At 61.1% G+C, this 17,583-nt stretch carries 17 protein-coding genes, 1 tRNA gene and 1 pseudogene; 10 read left to right on the forward strand and 9 right to left on the reverse strand.

All coding sequences use genetic code 11. The features are described from left to right. Positions 1-120: 120 nt before the first annotated feature. Both ACR0J1_RS03005 and ACR0J1_RS03010 read left to right on the forward strand, forming a co-directional pair. Positions 121-2,166, forward strand: a complete 2,046-nt coding sequence (locus ACR0J1_RS03005) for an ASKHA domain-containing protein (protein WP_480729522.1) — start codon at positions 121-123, stop codon at positions 2,164-2,166. Positions 2,167-2,190: 24 nt separating this feature from the next. Then, positions 2,191-3,045 carry a class I SAM-dependent methyltransferase gene (locus ACR0J1_RS03010; protein ID WP_480729520.1) on the forward strand — a complete coding sequence of 285 codons (855 nt, stop codon included), beginning with the start codon at positions 2,191-2,193 and terminating at the stop codon, positions 3,043-3,045. A gap of 1 nt (position 3,046) precedes the next feature. On the opposite strand, the gene ACR0J1_RS03015 is transcribed toward ACR0J1_RS03010, so the two are convergent. From ACR0J1_RS03015 to ACR0J1_RS03035, 5 genes are all read right to left on the reverse strand, one after another. Continuing rightward, positions 3,047-3,120: transfer RNA gene (locus ACR0J1_RS03015), tRNA-Gly, on the reverse strand. A gap of 57 nt (positions 3,121-3,177) precedes the next feature. Continuing rightward, the gene (locus ACR0J1_RS03020) at positions 3,178-4,002 is read right to left on the reverse strand and encodes a polyphosphate kinase 2 family protein (RefSeq protein WP_480729519.1); all 825 of its coding nucleotides are present in this window, start codon (positions 4,000-4,002) and stop codon (positions 3,178-3,180) included. 128 nt (positions 4,003-4,130) lie between these two features. Next, the gene (locus tag ACR0J1_RS03025; protein WP_480729517.1) at positions 4,131-5,192 is read right to left on the reverse strand and encodes a methyltetrahydrofolate cobalamin methyltransferase; all 1,062 of its coding nucleotides are present in this window, start codon (positions 5,190-5,192) and stop codon (positions 4,131-4,133) included. A gap of 9 nt (positions 5,193-5,201) precedes the next feature. Beyond that, entirely contained in the window at positions 5,202-6,128 is a 927-nt protein-coding gene (locus tag ACR0J1_RS03030) for a methylenetetrahydrofolate reductase (RefSeq protein WP_480729516.1), read from the reverse strand. A gap of 26 nt (positions 6,129-6,154) precedes the next feature. Then, positions 6,155-6,451 carry a virulence factor gene (locus ACR0J1_RS03035; protein WP_480729515.1) on the reverse strand — a complete coding sequence of 99 codons (297 nt, stop codon included), beginning with the start codon at positions 6,449-6,451 and terminating at the stop codon, positions 6,155-6,157. A 241-nt stretch (positions 6,452-6,692) separates the two neighbouring features. Between ACR0J1_RS03035 and ACR0J1_RS03040 the strand changes: the two genes are divergently transcribed. From ACR0J1_RS03040 to ACR0J1_RS03050, 3 genes are read left to right on the forward strand one after another with little or no spacing between them, the layout of a single operon-like run. Continuing rightward, complete coding sequence (locus tag ACR0J1_RS03040; RefSeq protein ID WP_480729514.1) at positions 6,693-7,805, forward strand: Ppx/GppA phosphatase family protein; 1,113 nt, start codon at positions 6,693-6,695, stop codon at positions 7,803-7,805. Positions 7,806-7,819: 14 nt separating this feature from the next. Then, complete coding sequence (locus ACR0J1_RS03045) at positions 7,820-8,155, forward strand: hypothetical protein (RefSeq protein WP_480729512.1); 336 nt, start codon at positions 7,820-7,822, stop codon at positions 8,153-8,155. A 52-nt stretch (positions 8,156-8,207) separates the two neighbouring features. Further along, positions 8,208-8,924 (forward strand): RlmE family RNA methyltransferase, encoded by a 717-nt coding sequence (locus tag ACR0J1_RS03050; protein ID WP_480729511.1) that lies wholly within the window; start codon positions 8,208-8,210, stop codon positions 8,922-8,924. A gap of 3 nt (positions 8,925-8,927) precedes the next feature. Here ACR0J1_RS03050 and ACR0J1_RS03055 read toward each other — a convergent pair whose 3' ends face one another. Then, entirely contained in the window at positions 8,928-9,122 is a 195-nt protein-coding gene (locus tag ACR0J1_RS03055) for a hypothetical protein (RefSeq protein WP_480729509.1), read from the reverse strand. Positions 9,123-9,218: 96 nt separating this feature from the next. Next, positions 9,219-10,079, reverse strand: coding sequence for a YihY/virulence factor BrkB family protein (locus ACR0J1_RS03060; protein WP_480729507.1), 861 nt, complete (start codon positions 10,077-10,079; stop codon positions 9,219-9,221). Between the two features lie 159 nt (positions 10,080-10,238). Between ACR0J1_RS03060 and ACR0J1_RS03065 the strand changes: the two genes are divergently transcribed. Both ACR0J1_RS03065 and cls read left to right on the forward strand, forming a co-directional pair. Next, a complete protein-coding gene (locus tag ACR0J1_RS03065; RefSeq protein WP_480729506.1) occupies positions 10,239-11,309 on the forward strand; it encodes an AI-2E family transporter in 1,071 nt (356 codons plus the stop codon). Positions 11,310-11,385: 76 nt separating this feature from the next. Next, entirely contained in the window at positions 11,386-12,798 is a 1,413-nt protein-coding gene (cls, locus tag ACR0J1_RS03070) for a cardiolipin synthase (protein ID WP_480729505.1), read from the forward strand. On the opposite strand, the gene ACR0J1_RS03075 is transcribed toward cls, so the two are convergent. Next, the gene (locus ACR0J1_RS03075) at positions 12,795-13,229 is read right to left on the reverse strand and encodes an ion channel (RefSeq protein WP_480729503.1); all 435 of its coding nucleotides are present in this window, start codon (positions 13,227-13,229) and stop codon (positions 12,795-12,797) included. The two genes, cls and ACR0J1_RS03075, sit on opposite strands and share 4 nt — an antisense overlap. Positions 13,230-13,403: 174 nt before the next feature. On the opposite strand from ACR0J1_RS03075, the gene ACR0J1_RS03080 reads away from it, so the two are divergent. Genes ACR0J1_RS03080 through ACR0J1_RS03090 form a run of 3 tightly spaced genes read left to right on the forward strand, consistent with a single transcriptional unit; the run spans position 13,404 to position 17,486 of the window. Next, complete coding sequence (locus ACR0J1_RS03080) at positions 13,404-14,051, forward strand: ABC transporter ATP-binding protein (RefSeq protein ID WP_480729502.1); 648 nt, start codon at positions 13,404-13,406, stop codon at positions 14,049-14,051. Beyond that, positions 14,048-16,462 carry an FtsX-like permease family protein gene (locus ACR0J1_RS03085; protein WP_480729501.1) on the forward strand — a complete coding sequence of 805 codons (2,415 nt, stop codon included), beginning with the start codon at positions 14,048-14,050 and terminating at the stop codon, positions 16,460-16,462. Before ACR0J1_RS03080 ends, ACR0J1_RS03085 begins: the two co-directional genes overlap by 4 nt. Then, positions 16,452-17,486, forward strand: a complete 1,035-nt coding sequence (locus ACR0J1_RS03090; RefSeq protein ID WP_480729500.1) for a lipocalin-like domain-containing protein — start codon at positions 16,452-16,454, stop codon at positions 17,484-17,486. Before ACR0J1_RS03085 ends, ACR0J1_RS03090 begins: the two co-directional genes overlap by 11 nt. A 10-nt stretch (positions 17,487-17,496) precedes the next feature. Here ACR0J1_RS03090 and ACR0J1_RS03095 read toward each other — a convergent pair. Further along, positions 17,497-17,583, reverse strand: a pseudogene (locus ACR0J1_RS03095) (universal stress protein); the annotation flags it as partial.

The following is a 17,583-nucleotide window of genomic DNA, read 5'->3' on the forward strand; positions in this document are numbered from 1 at the left end:
GGCCAAGCTGCACTCAAAAACGACGCAAGCTGTGCAAAACCTGCCGCTGAATGCCCTTTCCCTTTGCGCTCAAACTCATATCTTGCGCGGCATACGCGCGAATACAAAGGCAGGCCTTTCATGACCACCGACCCTCTTGTCGTCTTCACCCCCTCCGGCAAACGCGGGCACTTTCCCGTTGGCACGCCGATTCTGACCGCTGCCCGTCAGTTGGGCGTCGATCTGGATTCGGTCTGTGGCGGGCGTGGGATTTGCTCGAAATGCCAGATCACACCTAGCTACGGCGAGTTTCCCAAGCATGGCGTGACCGTATCCGAAGACGCGCTGAGCGAATGGAACGCGGTCGAGCAGCGTTATGACGACAAACGCGGGCTGAAACCGGGGCGGCGTCTGGGCTGCCAGGCCTCGGTTCAGGGCGATGTGGTGATCGACGTGCCGCCCGAAAGTCAGGTGCACCGGCAAGTCGTCCGCAAGGCCGCCGCTGCGCGTGCGATCACCATGGACCCGGCCACACGTCTGTATTTCGTGGTGGTGGAAGAACCCGACATGCACTCGCCCACCGGCGATCTGGAACGACTGGAACGCGCCCTACGCGAGCAGTGGAAGATCGAAGCCGTCACCGCCGATCTTTCGCTGATGTCCAAACTTCAGCCCGTTCTGCGCAAGGGCAAGTGGGAGGTCACTGTGGCCGTCCACAAAGGCCACAAGGACGAGGTCGCGCGGGTCGTGGAAATCTGGCCCGGATTGCATGAACAGGGGCTTTACGGGCTGGCCATCGACCTTGGCTCGACCACAATTGCAGCTCATTTGACCGATCTGGAAACCGGTGAGGTCAAGGCCTCGTCGGGCCTGATGAACCCCCAAATCCGCTTTGGCGAAGACCTGATGAGCCGTGTTTCCTATGCCATGATGAACCCTGGCGGTGACAAGGAAATGACCAAGGCCGTGCGCGAGGCGATCAATGATCTGACCACATCAATCGCTGATGAGGCCGGGATTGATGCTGCGCTGATCGTGGAGACGGTGTTCGTGTGCAACCCGGTCATGCATCACTTGCTGCTGGGTCTGGACCCGGTCGAACTGGGTCAGGCCCCCTTCGCGCTCGCCACCTCTGAAAGCATGTCCCTGCCCGCGCGTGAGATGGACCTGACCACCATGAACCCCCGCGCGCAGGTCTATATCCTGCCCTGTATCGCGGGGCATGTGGGCGCAGATTGCGCCGCCGTTGCGCTGTCCGAAGAACCCGGCAAATCCGAGGATCTCGTGCTGATCGTCGATGTGGGCACCAACGCCGAAATCCTTCTGGGCAACACCCAACGCGTTCTGGCCTGCTCCTCACCTACGGGCCCCGCCTTCGAGGGTGCTCAGATCAGCTCGGGCCAGCGTGCAGCACCCGGCGCGATTGAACGGATCGAGATTGATCCCGCCACCAAAGAACCCCGCTTCCGAATCATCGGGTCCGAGAAATGGTCCGATGAGGAAAGTTTTGATCAGGACATCGCCACCACCGGCATCACTGGCATATGTGGTTCAGGCATCATCGAAGCCGTGGCCGAGATGCGCATCGCCGGGTTGCTGGATGAAAGCGGGCTGATCGGATCGGCTGAACAAACCGGCACCCCACGCTGCGTACCCGAGGGACGCACCCACGCTTATCTGATCCACGATGCCAGCGCCGAAGGCGGCCCGCGCATCACCGTCACCCAAGGCGATATCCGCGCCATCCAACTGGCTAAATCCGCGCTCTATGCCGGTGCCCGCCTGCTGATGGATGAGATGGAGGTCGACCGCGTGGATCGCGTTGTGTTGGCAGGAGCTTTCGGAGCGCATATCTCGACCAAGCACGCGATGGTTCTGGGCATGATCCCCGACGCGCCGCTGGACAAGGTGTCCAGCGCAGGCAACGCCGCCGGCACCGGCGCACGGATCGCGCTGTGCAACATCGGTGCACGAGCCGAAATCGAACGCGTCGTGCGCGAAATCACCAAGGTCGAAACCGCCATCGAGCCCAAGTTTCAGGACCATTTCGTCGCCGCCAACGCGATCCCGCACAAGACTGATCCGTTTCCGGAACTGGCCTCGGTGGTCACCCTGCCCGCGCCGTCCTTCAACACCGGTGGTGGCGACGCCGAAAACACTGGCCGCCGCCGCCGCAGGAGGTCATAGTCGCCTCATCCACAGGAGGCGGACATGACAGAAAACGAAGAACAGGCGGAATTCTGGGGTAAGTCCGAGCAAGGCGCCAAGTGGCTGACTTTTGAAGATCAGCTCGATCACGCCTTTGCGCCTGTTCTCGATCTGGTTCTGAACCGGGCTGCGCTGTCGTGGGGCATGCGGGTTCTGGATATCGGTTGTGGCACCGGCGTCAGCGCGATGGCCGCCGCCCGCGCGGTTGGGGCCGAAGGGCACGTATTGGCCGCCGACATATCGCAGCCTTTTCTGGATCGCGCGGCCGAACGCGCCGAAAGGCATGGGATTCAGACCATCACTTTTCAGCAGGCGGATGCTCAGACCTACGCGTTTGAACCAGGTCGGATGGATGCCGCGATCTCTCGGTTCGGGGTCATGTTCTTTAGCGACTCGGTCGCAGCATTCCGAAACATCGCCTCGGCCCTGAAACCAGGTGGGCAAATGACCTTTGCCTCTTGGGGTCCGCTGGACGTCAACCCGTGGTTCAAGATACCCCATGTCGCCGCCGTTCAGCGGATGGGCCAACCGCCCCGAGTGGATCGCTATGCGCCCGGGCCTCTGGCATTCCACGATCTCGACCACGTCAAAGGCCTTATGACACAAGCCGGGCTGTCCGATGTGAGCGGCGAAGCGGTGACGGTAAACCTGACAGGTTTTGGCGGCGTCGAAAGCACGGCGAACCTTGTGACGCGCATTGGCCCAGCAGGTCGCGTCGTTGCGCATTTCGAGGGGGATGGAACCGATACGATGGCGATTCAAGAGGCAGTCGCGGCCGAGTTCCGGCAGTATCAATCGAGTTCGGATGTCCTTATCCCGGCGACGATCAACTTGTATCAGGCCAGACTCGCCGGATGATTGGAGCGGGTAGCGGGAATCGAACCCGCGCGTTCAGCTTGGGAAGCTGACAGGCTACCATTACATCATACCCGCCGCGATTGCGTGGATACCCCGCCCCGCTGCGGGGTTCAAGGCGATAGCGACACAGGGTCAGTCGGTTCTTGCCCGCAGCGAGGCGATCAGGTCCCGGTCGTCCTCAAGCACTTCGCCTGCGGCGTCCAGCGTCTTTCGGTCCAGATGCTGAGGGCTGAGATCGACCCCATCCGAAAACGCCCGAACGATCGCCGACATCGCGGCGATCCGGGCAAATTTCTTGTTATTGGCGGGAACGACATGCCAGGGTGCCACCTCGGTCGAGGTGCGGGCCAGCATCTCTTCGACCGCCAGTTCGGTCTCGGACCATTTCTCGCGGTTCCTGAAATCCTCATAGGTCAGTTTCCAGCGTTTCAGAGGGTTACGCAGCCGTTCTGCAAATCGCTCCATCTGCGTCTCTGGAGATATGTGGAAATAGAGCTTCACGATCCGGGTGCCGTCATCGACTAGCATCCGTTCGAAATCGTTGATCTCCTGATACGCGGCCTGCCAGCGTTCTTTGGGCGTGATCTGTTCAAGTCGTTCGACCAGCACGCGACCGTACCAGCTGCGATCAAAGGCGGATATGGCCCCGGCAGGCGGCAGCCGTTCCCAAAACCGCAATAGATAGTGCCGGTTCAGATAGTAATTGCGCGGCGCACCGATGGGCCAGACCTTGAAGCTACGCGGGTCAAGCGCTTGGCTGATACGCCGGATCGTGCCCCCCTTGCCCGCAGCGTCCCAGCCTTCGAAAACGATGACGCCCTTATGTCCGTGAAACAGATAGGCCTGCTGGATCCGCGCCAGCTTTGCCTGCAGGTCGATCAGCCGAACCAGATACTCTTTCTTGCCCAGTCGTTTGGACAGGTCCACGTCTGAGAGTTTCGGAGGGTGATGAGCCATAGGATACACCTGTTCGTCTTTGCGCGATGCCTGCAGTCTTTCGGGCTGAGGAGCAAAAAGCCTTGATCCTTGTCAAAACGAAAAAGGCCGGGCGTCGGGCCCGGCCTTTTGGTTCAGTTTTGTCAGGATCACGCGCGGCGGCGGCGGCCTCCGCCACGACGACCACCTGCAGTCCCGGCCTCTCCGGCCTCGGAGGGTGGTTTGTTGAACTTGATCCAGGCCCCGCCATGCGGGTCGTTGTTGGTCAGCAGGTTGGCGGCACGGATGGCCTCCATTTCCTTACCCGCGCGGGGCAGAGTCGAGCCCAGACCGAACAGCTGGCAGAAGGTTTCGTCATCCATATCGGCAGGCAGAACGATACCCTTGGCTTCGACCTCGGCCTTTTTCTCGGCCAGCTTCTTCGGGCCAACCGGCAGAGCGACCGGATTCATGATCGCCGAGGTCATGCCTGCGCCCATGGCCATCGGCAGGAACGCATTGTTGATGCCATGACGGTTGGGCAGACCGAACGAGATGTTGGACGCGCCACAGGTGGTGTTCACACCCAGTTCCTCGCGCAGGCGACGGACCAGAGCGAACACCTGATTGCCAGCGGTTGCCATCGCGCCGATGGGCATCACCAGTGGGTCAACCACGATGTCATGCGCGGGGATGCCGAAATCGGCTGCACGCTCAACGATCTTCTTGGCCACGTCGAAACGCACATCGGGATCTTCCGAAATACCGGTGTCGTCGTTCGAGATCGCAACGACTGGAACATTGTATTTCTTGACCAGCGGCAGAACCAGCTCCAGACGATCCTCTTCGCCGGTGACCGAGTTCAACAGCGGACGGCCTTCAGCCGCCTCAAGACCTGCCTCTAGCGCGCCAGGGACCGACGAGTCGATGCACAGCGGCACATCAACCAGACCCTGCACCAGCTCGACGATCTTGGTCATCAGCGGCGGTTCGGTCTCGTTCGGGTTGGGGTTCGAGTTGTAGACAACGCCCGCGTTGATATCCAGAACGGTTGCTCCGGCGGCGACCTGCGCGACGGCGTCTTTCTCGACGGTCGAGAAATCGCCCGCTTCCAGCTCGGCCGCGAGCTTTTTGCGGCCGGTGGGGTTGATCCGCTCACCGATCACGCAGAAGGGTTCATCAAAGCCCAGAACGGCGGTTTTTGTTTTTGATTCTACGACTGTACGGGTCATGTCCGTTCCTTAGGAGTTTACAGGCTTTGCCGAAGCGCCGCCGTTATTGATCGCCCAATTGGCGTTGGTCTTAATACCGCCAAGCGGGAAGAAATGCACGTTGGTGATGTTGAAGTCCGGATTGGCCGCCTTGTGGTTGGCCAGTTCGGTAATCACATCGGTCGGCTCATAGGGCAGCAACAGCTTGGAGACATCCATCGCACGTTTCTGCAGAACCTTCAGCGACGGGCCAACACCACACGCGATGGCGAACTTGATCAGCGTCTGCAGCTTGGCAGGGCCAGCGATACCGATATGGATCGGCAGGTCGATCCCGGCCTCTTTCAGGCTGTCGGCCCAGGCGATGATCGGCTTGGCGTCAAAGGCGAACTGCGTCGCCAGCGCCATTTCGGCATCTGTGGTTTCGCTGAATTTTTGCTTCCAGCGCAGCGCGTCATCGACATTCTTGGTCGAACCGTCCGGATCGATGTCTTTGTTGCCCTCGGGGTGGCCTGCAACGTGCAAACGCTTGAAGCCTGCCTTGTCGAACAGACCGGTCTCCAACAACTGCATCGAGCTGTGAAAATCACCATGAGGCTTTTCGACACCACCAGCCAGCAGAAGCGCCTGCTCAACGCCCGCCTCGCCCTGATACATCGAGATCCAGTTTTCCAGCGTGGCTGCATCCTTGATGATCCGCGCAGGGAAGTGCGGCATGACCGGATAGCCTTCGGCGGCGATGCGCTTGGCGGTCTTCACCATATCCTCGATGGGGGTGCCCTCGATATGCGCGATGTAGACGCGGGTGCCTTCGGGCAGCAGCGCGCGGAAATCCTCAACCTTTTCAGCTGTCCGAGGCATCACCTCGATCGAATAGCCTTGCAGGAAGGCTTCGACGGTGGGGTTCACCGGGCCGTTTTCGACCGCGTCACGTTTTTTGAAGTTCAGCAAAGCCATCGCGGCCTCCCATAAAGATTTCGGGCTCATGCCCAACCGTCATTCGCAATCAGCGCTTTCACGCGGTCCTGATCGTATTCCGTTTCCAGACGCACGGCCTCGGCCTCGGCGATCTCAGCGGCATCGCCTTCGACCACAAACGGGGCAGCCTTGCGCCACTCGGCCAGATAGGCATCGCTGTCCTTGGCGTTCACCTTCATGGCCGCCCGGTCGATGGCTTGTTCGAACCGTTCCTCCAGTTGCCGCTTCGCCCCGCGCCGACCCTTGCCGACAATGACTTGGGCGGGAATGTCGCGCCAGTATACGATGGTGACGTCAGGCATCGCCTATGATTCCTCCTAACCAGATGGACCGGTTCTAAACGCGTATGTGGGCACGGGTCGGTCGAATTTCGACACACGACGCATTCACAGCGACGTTTTTGCCCACGATGGGATACCGGGTTTGTACCTGACAATTTCGTGTGGCCGCCCATCAAAATACTCATGACTTTAATGAGCGTCTTGCGTGATCGAACCGCCCGACCTATGGTCGGGGTAACTCGAAAATCGGAGGGCGTGACGAATGGCGCCCAAGCGTCCCAAAGGTGCGGGCGCGTTCCCGAAAGCGGTCGAAAGCCCCGCGCCGGCAAGACCCGATCCGGATGCATTATATGCGGCACTGGATCTGGGGACCAATAGCTGCCGCATGTTGATCGCCCAGCCCAAGGGCAGTGGGTTCCATGTGGTAGACAGCTTTTCCAAATCGGTGCAATTGGGTGCCGGTCTGGAGCGAACTGGACGGCTGTCCCGGGCGTCGATGTCCCGTACCGTTCAAGCTCTGCGAATCTGTCAGCAAAAACTGAAACGCAACAAGGTCCGGCGCATGCGTCTGATCGCAACCGAGGCGTGCCGCCGCGCCAAGAACTCGCGCGATTTCATCCGGCAAGTGAAGCGCGAAACGGGTCTGACGTTGGAAATCATCCAGCCCGAGGAAGAGGCGCGTCTCGCCGTCATCTCTTGCGCGCCGCTTGTGTCGACCAAGACCGAACAGTTGCTGGTGGTCGATATCGGCGGCGGCTCGACCGAGCTGGTCTGGATCGACATCTCATCCGTGCCACGTCGGGACCGCCCTGCAGCCATCATGCGGCTGCACAACGGATTCCATACCGCCGACAGCCCGTTTCCTGCGGCAAAAGTAGTGGATTGGATCAGCGTTCCGCTTGGCGTTGCGACGCTGCGTGATCAGTTCAACGATGTTGAAGACGATGCTGCGCGGTTTGCGTTGATGAGCTGGTTTTTCGAAGAAAACCTGGCTGATTTCGCCCCCTACAAGGACGAGCAAACGCGTGAGGGGTTTCAGATCGTCGGCACCAGCGGAACCGTGACGACCGTGGCGGCCTCTCATCTGGGGCTGAAGCGCTATGACCGGACCAAGGTCGACGGGTTGCGCATGACCAGCGATCAGATCGACAAAGTGATCCGCGGCTATCTGGAACTCGGCCCTCAGGGTCGGCGCCGTGATCCGCGTATCGGGGATGACCGGCAGGCCCTGATCATGTCCGGCTCGGCCATTTTGCAGGCGCTTCTCAGATGCTGGCCCACTGACCGCCTTTCGGTCGCGGACCGGGGCCTGCGTGAGGGTCTACTCTATGCGCAAATGAGCGCGGACGGCGTATTGGAAGACGGACCGTTCTGACTGTCCCGTACGGCATGCCATTTTCGACCATAGCTATCGCCTATCGCACGTCCACGGCGGCAACCACGATCTGCGCGCTAGAGGCAGCCAGTTTCGATGTGTTCTGCCCCGGGTTCACCATTGCAAACAACGTGCCGCATTTCGCGCTTGCCATCGGCGGGGTCGCAATAGCTGTTCGCAACGATCAGGCCGACGACGCTCTGACTTTGCTTCACAGCTTTGCGCCATCCGATGCGAAATCAGAGACGCGTCTGGCAAAGGTCATGAATGGCGTCGGTTGGCTGGCCTTTGGTGTTTCGTCCCCATGGCCCGATCTGCTATTGAAAGACTTGCCGATATCATCTGCTTGATACCCAGAAAGCGAACCGATAGACGCCTCGCAGTCGTCAGGAGACCACTTTCATGACCAAGAAACCGAGCGGAAAAAACTCATCGGGTCGCGGGCAGCGCGACTTGAAGGTCAAGGTCAAGACCGCGCGTGGGCGCAAGCTCAGCTCGACCAGGTGGCTTGAGCGGCAGTTGAACGACCCCTATGTAAAACGCGCGAATGCCGAAGGGTATCGCGGCCGCGCGGCCTTTAAGATACTGGAGTTGGACGATAAGTTTCGGTTTCTGGTACCAGGCGCGCGCGTGGTTGATCTGGGCTGTGCTCCGGGTGGCTGGCTGCAAGTCGCAGTTCAGCGGGTTAACGCGCTGGGCGAGAAAAGCGGCAAACGGATCGGAACGGTTCTGGGCATCGACCTGCAAGAGGTCGAGCCGGTTGCAGGTTCCACCGCCCATGTGCTGGATTTCATGGAGGATGACGCCGACCAGAAGGTCAAGGATTGGCTGGGTGGCAAAGCCGATGTGGTGATGTCTGACATGGCCGCCGCCTCATCGGGTCACAAACAGACAGACCATTTACGCATCATGGCGCTGTGTGAAACGGCCGCTTATTTTGCCTTCGATGTTCTTGAGGAAGGTGGCACCTTTGTTGCCAAGGTTCTGGCAGGTGGGGCCGAAGGTGATCTGCAAAAGCTTCTGAAACAGAAGTTCAACAAGGTGGCCAACGTCAAACCCCCTGCATCCCGGTCGGACAGTTCCGAGAAATTCGTCGTCGCGACCGGCTTTCGGGGCTGAGCGTCAGTCGAGGTCGATCCGCCCCTGCGCCAACTGCTGTTCGCGCAGCGACGCTTTAGCAATGCCCTGCAGCAACAGCGCCTCTCCGTGGTTGAGATCGACCGGCTCGCGCGCGCGCAGTTCTTCGATGCGCTGGTCTAGCGTGGCTTTTCGGGCCGTGTTTAACGACGGTGCAGATGTTGCTGAACGCTCTGACATGGCGGACCCTTTGTTTGCTTATGCGCAAAAGGCCTATCGCGGGATTTGGACCGGAACGTGGCGCAAATCAGCCGGTTCGATGCCGGATAGCTGCCGTCATTGCGAACGTTCGGCGTTTTGCAGGTCTATCAGCGCCCCATTATATTCGGCCCCGAGGATCAGCATGGCCGAGCAGAGATACAGGAAAATCAACGCTGCCATGGCCCCCGCCAGTCCGGCATATGTGGCGCTATAGGTGGCGAACTGGGCGATATAGACCGAAAAACCCCATCCTCCGGCAGCCCACAGGGCCAGAGTCAGCACCACGCCAGGCAGGATCTGCAACAGGCTGTGCCGCCGCGTCGGCAGGATTAGATGTGCCAGCAGAACTGTCCCTGCCGGAACCGCCACGGTGAAGGTCCAACGCAGCCGGTCGACCGACAGCCAGTCTGCCACATCGACCGCCGTCTTTTCGGACACCAGACGGGTATAGACAGGCAGCACAAGCTCGAACGCGGCGATGGCCAGAATGACGGCCCCGCCCATGATGACCAGCGCAAAACACAGCAGCCGGGTTTTCCAGAACGGCCAGACGTCCTTATCGTGATAGGCCTGCGTCATGGCCTTGCGCACCGCGGCCACGCCGTTCGAGGCAAAATAGATGGCCAGCAAACCGCCCAGCGTGATCACACCGGACCCCGCGCCGGCCAAAACGGCGCGCAATTCGGATACGATCGGATCGGCGACATCCTTGGGCCAGGCACCGAAGATCAGCTCGATCAGTTCATCGGTGACATAGCCCTGCGACAGCGCCCCCGCCAGCGCCACGGTGAACAGGACAAAGGGAAACAGCGCCATCATCAGCGACATGGCGACGTGGCTGCTCATGACAAAGCCGTTCTTGTCATTGAACCGCCGCAGCGCAAGCCAAAGGCCTCGGATCATCTGGCCAGACGAGGGAATCGCAACGCGTGACATGGGTTTAGCCTAGCCTGCCTTGCCCTACCGCAGAACCGTCAATCGGACAAATGCCACCAATTCCGTGGTATAAGCGTCTGTGTGGATTGCATAAACCCGCAAGCCTGTGCAGGATCAAAGGGCAAGCCCATCCGGGCGATCCGTCCCAAGGGCCCGCGTATGAATCCAGATCAGCAAAACAGCGAACTCCGCCCCAGCCTACAACTTAGCGTGTTGCGGGATGTGGTGATCGTGGCGACTCTGGTGGTGCTGGGTCTTTATGCAGGGTCCACGTTTCTGGTGCCGCTGACCATGGCGTTGCTGGTAAACGTGCTGATCATCGCGCTCAGCGACCGGGTTATCGCCATAACTCGCGCGCCGATTTGGCTGGCGAATATCGCCGGGGTGACCGTCGTTCTGGCGGGGTTGTTCATGATCATGTATATTCTCGGCAGTCAGGCCACGCAATTTGCCCGCTCGATCAACACCTATGAAAGCCAGTTCGACGGCGCGGTGAACCGCATCACTGGGCTGGTCGGCAATGATGTGACGACCTTTATCCGCGACAATCTCGTCAGCATCGATATGTCCTATGTCGCACGGGTTCTGTTGGGCAGCGCAACCTCATTGTTGAATCAGTTCTTTCTGATCAGCCTCTACGTGGCGTTCCTGATGGCCGAACGTCTGGCCTTTCGCCGCAAAATCCAGCTTGCGGCGGGCAACCCGAAGCTGGGGGCCGATCTGGCCACAGTTCTGGATGCGATCTCGCACAGCCTGCAGCGCTATGTCGGCGTCAAGACATTCATCAGCCTGATCACGGCCTTGATCAGCTATTCGGTTTTCAAGGTCCTGGGGTTGGAATATGCTGAAACCTGGGCCGTACTGACCTTCGCGCTGAACTTCATCCCCTCGATCGGGTCGATCATCGCTGTGATTTTTCCGGCCATGATCGCTCTGGTCCAATTCGACAGTATCGGCCCGTTTTTGATCATCGTGCTGGGCTGCGGTACGCTTCAGTTCCTGATCGGGAACTTTCTGGACCCGGCGATGCTGGGACGTTCGCTGAATATGTCAACCTTTCTGGTCATCCTTGCGCTGACCTTCTGGACAACGGTCTGGGGCCTGATCGGCGCGTTCCTGAGCGTGCCGCTGACCGTCTGCATCCTGATCATCTTCAGCCATATTCCGGCCCTGCGCCCGGTTGCCATCCTGATGTCTTTGGATGGTCGGTTGGACGAGGACAACAGCTAAAGCCGTCTGATATGGCCAAGCCCGCCCTGCCCCTCTAGACTGAAAAAACCAGTCATGAACGGATGTTGACGCACCGATGTGGACATTGCTCGTTTCACTTTTTCTGTTTGCGCTCTATTGCGTTGCCATCGTCTTTGCCGTGCGGGCGGCGCAGACGGCCCGCACGCCTCAGGGCGCAGTCGGCTGGGTGGTGTTTCTGCTATCGGCCCCGATGTTCGGCGTGCCATCCTACCTGTTTCTGGGCCACCACCGCTTTCGCGGCTACCGCATCGCACGGCAGGAAAGCGAGCGTGTGGTCGAAGGGATCAAGACCTTCGCCGATTTCTCGAAACCCGACCCCGAGACGATGCGGATCAATCCCCGCCCGTTCGAGGCACTGGCACATCTGCCCGTCTCGCGCGGGAACGGCGCCGAACTGCTGATCGACGGAGAGGCCACGTTCAAGGCCATTTTCGAGGCCATCGACGCAGCCCGCAGCTACATATTGATCCAGTTCTACATCGTCCGCGACGACGCGCTTGGCCAGGACCTGCGGGACAGGCTGATCGCCGCAGTCGGACGCGGTGTGCATGTGCGGTTCATGACCGATGCCGTCGGTAGCTACGGCCTGCCGTCCAGCTACCTTGAAACCCTGCGCACAGCGGGGATCGACGTCGCCGACCCCCGACAGCAGCGCGGCCCGAATTTCCGCTTTCAGCTCAACTATCGGAACCATCGCAAAACGGTGATCATCGATGGCGAGACTGGGTTCATTGGCGGCCACAATATCGGGGTCGAATATCTGGGCCAAAGCCCCCGCTTCGGGCGTTGGCGCGATACGCATATCAGGATGGCCGGTCATGTGGTTCGGCAACTGCAACTGATTTTCACCGAGGACTGGCACTGGGCTCGGGGCGAGGATCTGATCGACAAGCTCGACTGGGCCGGCAGCGAATCTGAGCAGGACATGAATGCGCTGCTGGTGGCCACCGGCCCCGGGGATGAGACCGAAACCGGCGCGATGATGTTTTTCGCCGCCATCGCCGAGGCCCGGCATCGCCTATGGATCGCCTCGCCCTATTTTGTACCGGACATCGACATCATGACTGCCCTGCAACACGCCGCCCTGCGGGGGGTCGATGTGCGCATTCTGGTGCCCGATACGATTGACCATCGACTGCCTTGGCTGGCCGCATTCGCCTACTTCGACGAGATCCGCAGCTGCGGCGCGCGGGTGTTTCGCTACACCGATGGCTTCATGCACCAAAAGGCGTTCGTGGTGGACGACACGCTTGCCGCCGTCGGCACGACAAATCTGGACAACCGTTCATTCCGCCTGAATTTCGAGGCGATGGCCCTGTTTTTTGATCCTCGCGCAGCCGGGGCCGTCGCTGCGATGATGGAAACCGACTTCGAGGCCAGCTATGAACTGACTCGCAGCCTGCCCCAGCAGCCGATGCATATACGATTTGGTGCACCGCTGGCGCGGCTGTTCGCCCCGATCCTCTAGACCAGGAAGCGTTCCTGAAACACCCGCGTCATCAACGCCACCAGAAACGCCGTTGAAAGGCCGAAAGCCAGCAGGCCGGTGACCGAGGCGAACGCTCCGAAAATGCGCAACCCCTCACCCAACACGATGTCGCCGTATCCCAGCGTCGTGAATGTCACCAGCGAGAAATAAAGCGCCGAGTTCCAGTCGGGCAGCACGTCCCCCAGCACCCAAACGACGGCCCAGATCCAGACCTGCACCGTATGCGTCAGCACGATGAACAAGAGGGCCACGGTGATCGGGCCAGCTGTGGCGATGATGGTACTGCTGGTTGGCCATCTGGCGGTCAGCCGTCTGATGGCTAGAACGCACCAGGTCAGCATGGCGATCTCAAACAGGAAGCAGATGCCCAGATAAAGGCTTCCCCATAGAATCTGCTGCGACAGTGTCATGAAAACAGCCCTTTACTTCCATCCCTCATGCCGCGCCAGAATGGTCTGTTGCGCGGCGGTGGACAACCCCCAGAGGCGCGGGCCTGCGCTGCGGCGAATGGAACCGGACCGTGCAAGGCGCTGGACACCGCCGCGCTGCGCTGCACATTGTCTCGGAACCCCAAGAGACGGCGCATGTTGCTAACAGTTGATCATCTTCGGAAATCCTACCCTGGCGGGCGGCCCGTGCTGAACGACGTCTCGCTGACGCTCGCGCGGGGAGAGACGCTGGCGCTGACCGGCGAAAGCGGCAGTGGTAAAAGCACGCTGCTGCATCTGGTGGCTGCCCTGGACGGTTTCGACGGCGGCGAGATCACGCTTGATGGGCAGCCCCTTTCGCCCTTGGATGACGCCGGGCGCGCCGCGCTGCGCCGGACCAACTTGTCGCTTGTGTTTCAGCAGTTCAACCTGGTCCCCTCGCTGACCGTTGCGCAGAACCTGTCACTCCATGCCCGCCTTGCAGGGCGTGACGACCCCGATTGGACCGCAGAACTGACCCGACGGCTGGGCCTGGATGATCTGGTCGCGCGCTACCCCGAAAGCCTGTCGGGCGGGCAGCAACAGCGCGTCGCCATCGGGCGCGCTATGGCGACGCGGCCAAAACTTCTTCTGGCGGATGAGCCGACTGGCAATCTGGATGAAACCGCCAGCGCCGTCGTGCTGGACCTGATGCTGGGGCTGGTGGTTGACACCGGGGCCGCCTTGTTATTGGTCACGCATTCACAAGACATCGCCGCGCGGCTCGATCGGCGCGCCCATCTGTCCGGCGGCCGGATCACATGACCGGCCCGGCGATGCAGGCCCTGCTGTCGCATTGGCGCGCGCATCCGCTGCAACTGGCAACGCTGCTGACAGGCATCGCTCTTGCGACCTGCCTGTGGTCCGCCGTTCAGGCCATCAACGCCGAAGCCCGCGCCAGCTATGACCGGGCCAGCACGCAGCTCGCACTCGGGCAGTTTGATGAGCTGCACAAGCCCGGCGATTTCATCCCGGTCGAGCAATATGCCGCCCTCAGGCGAGCAGGCTGGCAGGTTGCCGCGATACTGGACGGGTCACTGCGCGTTGGGGACCGTCGGGTGCGTGTGATGGGGGTCGACATGCTGACCTACCCCGCCCTGCCCGCCGTGACCGAAGCCGAGGAGGGTGCCGCGCCGCCCGATCCCGCCCAAGTGCTCGGCGCGCCGGGGCGATTGCTGATGGCACCGCAACTTGCCCCGGTGTTCCGATCCGCAGACGGCTTTCCGCCGGTCATCGCCAGCACCGCCTTGCCGCCCGATCTGGTACTGACCGATATCGGTGTGGCCGAACGCCTGCTCAACCAGCCCGGCCAGATCTCGCGCCTCGTTGTCCTGCCCGATCAGCCCCGTGCACAATTGCCCCTGTCTGACGTCGCGCCCGGGCTGCAGCGCACCAGCCCGGCATCCCGGCTCGATGCTGCGCAACTGACGGACAGTTTTCACCTGAACCTTTCAGCCTTCGGACTGCTGTCTTTTGCCGTGGGCCTCTTTATCGTGAACGGCACGGTCGGGCTGGCCTTCGCGCAAAGGCGCGGCACGATCAGAACCCTGCGCGCACTGGGCCTACCGATGCGGCGGCTGGTGCGCGTCATTCTGGCCGAATTGCTTCTGCTGGCGCTGCTCGGCGGCGCGCTGGGGCTTGTCCTCGGCTTCTTCCTTGCCGGAGCGCTGCTGCCGGACGTCGCCGCGACGCTGCGCGGTCTTTATGGCGCGCCGGTCGATGGGCAGATGTCATTGCGGCTAGATTGGGTGATGGCAGGCCTCGCCATGGCGGCCGGAGGAACGCTGATCGCCAGCGCGCAAGCGCTGTGGCGGCTGTCACGGCTGCCCCTGCTGGCGGGTCCAGGCTTGCAGGCCTGGGGCGGCGGCAAGACCTCCGCACGGATCACCGGGATACTTGGATTGGTCTTGATTGTCGGTGGCGTAGCGGTGTTTCTGACAACCGGCGGCCTGCTCTCTGGTTTCACCCTGCTGGCCGGGCTGCTGACCGGCGCGGCATTGCTGTTGCCGTTGTTGCTGTCAACGGCACTGGATTTCTTCAGGCGAAAGGCGAGCTCTCCGATCAGTCAGTGGGTTTGGGCGGATATGCGAGGCCAGTTGCCGGGCCTGTCACTGGCGCTGATGGCGCTTTTGCTGGCGCTGGCCGCCAATATCGGCGTGGGAACCATGGTGTCCAGCTTTCGCCTGACCTTCACCGGCTGGCTCGATCAGCGCCTGACGTCGGAACTCTATGTAACCGCCGAAGATGAAACGCAGGCCGACGAGATCACCAAATGGCTGGCCCCGCAGGTCGAGGCCATCCTACCCATTCGCAGCATCGAACTGACTCACGACACCGGCCCGCTGTTCCTGTACGGCATCGTGGACGATGAAACCTATCGCCAGCACTGGCCCCTGATTGCCAGTACGCCGGACGTTTGGGACGGGGTTCAACAGGGCGATGTGGTTTTGATTAACGAGCAACTGGCCCGTCGGGCCGACCTCTGGCCTGGTGACACGCTTGCGCTGACTCCGGGACGCCGATTGCCCATCGCAGGTGTCTATTCGGACTACGGCAACCCCACAGGGCAAGCCATTGTCGCCATGCCGCTGTTCGCCGAAATCGCTCCAGGGGCCGAGGCGCGACGGTTCGGCATCCGCCTTGCCCCAGATCGCGCCGCCGATCTTGCGCAGTCCCTGCGGGACCAGTTCGGCCTGCGACCCGGCGCGGTCGTCCTGCAGACAGCGATGAAGGCGCAATCCCTCAGCGTCTTCGAGAAAACTTTCGTCGTCACCTCAGCACTGAACCTGCTGACGCTTGGGGTGGCGGGTTTTGCGATCCTGACCAGCTTGCTGACCCTCTGGACCCAACGCCTGCCGCAGGTCGCGCCGGTTTGGGCGCTGGGGCTGACGCGCGTGCAACTGGCCCGGCTCGAGCTTTTGCGCAGCGTTCTGCTGGCCGCCCTGACCGCCTGTCTGGCGCTTCCGCTCGGGCTGGTGCTGGCCTGGGTTCTGCTGAGTGTGATCAACGTGCAGGCCTTTGGCTGGCAATTGCCGATGCATCTATTTCCTGGCCAATGGGCCGTCCTGTTCCTGCTGACCCTGCTGGCCGCTACCGTGGCTGCTGCGCTGCCCGCATGGCGCTTGCTGCGCTTGCCGCCGGCGGCACTGCTGAGAGTGTTTGCCAATGAACGTTAGGGCCCTGATCCTATTTCTGCTGCTTCCGATCGCGGGTTGTGCGCAAGGCTATGCCGGTCTGGGCAGCACCGCCGACGGCTTTGACCGACCCAAGCGCGGATATACCTTCCAGTTCCCCAGGGATCATGGCCCGCACCCGACCTACCGAATAGAATGGTGGTACCTGACCGCCAACCTCAAGGGTTCGGACGGGCTGGACTATGGCGTACAATGGACCCTGTTCCGCTCCGCCCTTAAGCCCTCTGAAAGTGACGGATGGCAAAGCCCGCAGATCTGGATGGGTCACGCGGCGCTCACAACCCCCGATACCCATTTCTTCGCCGAGCGCCTCTCTCGTGGCGGCGTTGGTCAGGCAGGAGTTCGGGCACAGCCGTTTGAGGCTTGGATCGACGAATGGCACATGCAGGGCGACATCTCGGATACGCTGAGCCTGTCCGCCAACGGCACCGACTTCGGCTATTCGCTATCGCTGCAGGCGCAGGGTCCGTTGGTGTTTCACGGGGACAGCGGGTATTCTGTGAAATCCGCCGACGGGCAAGCCAGCTATTATTATTCGCAGCCCTTCTACACCGTCGATGGAACCCTGCACCTGCCGGAGGGTGACGTTGCTGTAACCGGCCGCGGCTGGTTGGACCGCGAGTGGTCCTCGCAACCACTGGCAGAGGATCAGAGCGGCTGGGATTGGTTCTCGCTCAGCTTCGACGGTGGTGACAAGCTGATGGCCTTTCGTCTGCGCGGCGATCGTGGAGATTTCACTGCCGCCACGTGGATCGGGTCCGATGGCCGGACCGAAGCTTTGCCCGATGGCTCTGTCATCCTGACCCCGCTCGAAACCGAGCATGTCGCGCAGCGGGACATCCCGGTCAAATGGCAAGTGAGATTGCCCCAGCGCGGCGTTGACGTAGTGATCAACGCTCTGACTCCAAAATCGTGGATGGGAACAAGCTTCGAATACTGGGAAGGCCCGGTCGCCATGGCGGGTAGCCACACGGGGCGCGGCTATCTGGAAATGACCGGGTATTGAGTCTCAGCCCCTATCTGACGACGTAGACCGACACTTCCGAGTGTCTGACGACTCTGGCGGCGTTTGGGCCGAGGAGGTAGTCTTTGAGGTCTGGTTT

It is taken from the genome of Ruegeria sp. CJ3 (assembly GCF_056536725.1).

What these genes read in the sequence shown, in the direction of transcription:
- ACR0J1_RS03005 (WP_480729522.1), top strand. Translation starts at nt 121, where the DNA reads ATGACCACCGACCCTCTTGTCGTCTTCACCCCCTCCGGCAAACGCGGG.
- ACR0J1_RS03010 (WP_480729520.1), top strand. Translation starts at nt 2,191, where the DNA reads ATGACAGAAAACGAAGAACAGGCGGAATTCTGGGGTAAGTCCGAGCAA.
- ACR0J1_RS03020 (WP_480729519.1), bottom strand. Translation starts at nt 4,002, where the DNA reads ATGGCTCATCACCCTCCGAAACTCTCAGACGTGGACCTGTCCAAACGA.
- ACR0J1_RS03025 (WP_480729517.1), bottom strand. Translation starts at nt 5,192, where the DNA reads ATGACCCGTACAGTCGTAGAATCAAAAACAAAAACCGCCGTTCTGGGC.
- ACR0J1_RS03030 (WP_480729516.1), bottom strand. Translation starts at nt 6,128, where the DNA reads ATGGCTTTGCTGAACTTCAAAAAACGTGACGCGGTCGAAAACGGCCCG.
- ACR0J1_RS03035 (WP_480729515.1), bottom strand. Translation starts at nt 6,451, where the DNA reads ATGCCTGACGTCACCATCGTATACTGGCGCGACATTCCCGCCCAAGTC.
- ACR0J1_RS03040 (WP_480729514.1), top strand. Translation starts at nt 6,693, where the DNA reads ATGGCGCCCAAGCGTCCCAAAGGTGCGGGCGCGTTCCCGAAAGCGGTC.
- ACR0J1_RS03045 (WP_480729512.1), top strand. Translation starts at nt 7,820, where the DNA reads ATGCCATTTTCGACCATAGCTATCGCCTATCGCACGTCCACGGCGGCA.
- ACR0J1_RS03050 (WP_480729511.1), top strand. Translation starts at nt 8,208, where the DNA reads ATGACCAAGAAACCGAGCGGAAAAAACTCATCGGGTCGCGGGCAGCGC.
- ACR0J1_RS03055 (WP_480729509.1), bottom strand. Translation starts at nt 9,122, where the DNA reads ATGTCAGAGCGTTCAGCAACATCTGCACCGTCGTTAAACACGGCCCGA.
- ACR0J1_RS03060 (WP_480729507.1), bottom strand. Translation starts at nt 10,079, where the DNA reads ATGTCACGCGTTGCGATTCCCTCGTCTGGCCAGATGATCCGAGGCCTT.
- ACR0J1_RS03065 (WP_480729506.1), top strand. Translation starts at nt 10,239, where the DNA reads ATGAATCCAGATCAGCAAAACAGCGAACTCCGCCCCAGCCTACAACTT.
- cls (WP_480729505.1), top strand. Translation starts at nt 11,386, where the DNA reads ATGTGGACATTGCTCGTTTCACTTTTTCTGTTTGCGCTCTATTGCGTT.
- ACR0J1_RS03075 (WP_480729503.1), bottom strand. Translation starts at nt 13,229, where the DNA reads ATGACACTGTCGCAGCAGATTCTATGGGGAAGCCTTTATCTGGGCATC.
- ACR0J1_RS03080 (WP_480729502.1), top strand. Translation starts at nt 13,404, where the DNA reads ATGTTGCTAACAGTTGATCATCTTCGGAAATCCTACCCTGGCGGGCGG.
- ACR0J1_RS03085 (WP_480729501.1), top strand. Translation starts at nt 14,048, where the DNA reads ATGACCGGCCCGGCGATGCAGGCCCTGCTGTCGCATTGGCGCGCGCAT.
- ACR0J1_RS03090 (WP_480729500.1), top strand. Translation starts at nt 16,452, where the DNA reads ATGAACGTTAGGGCCCTGATCCTATTTCTGCTGCTTCCGATCGCGGGT.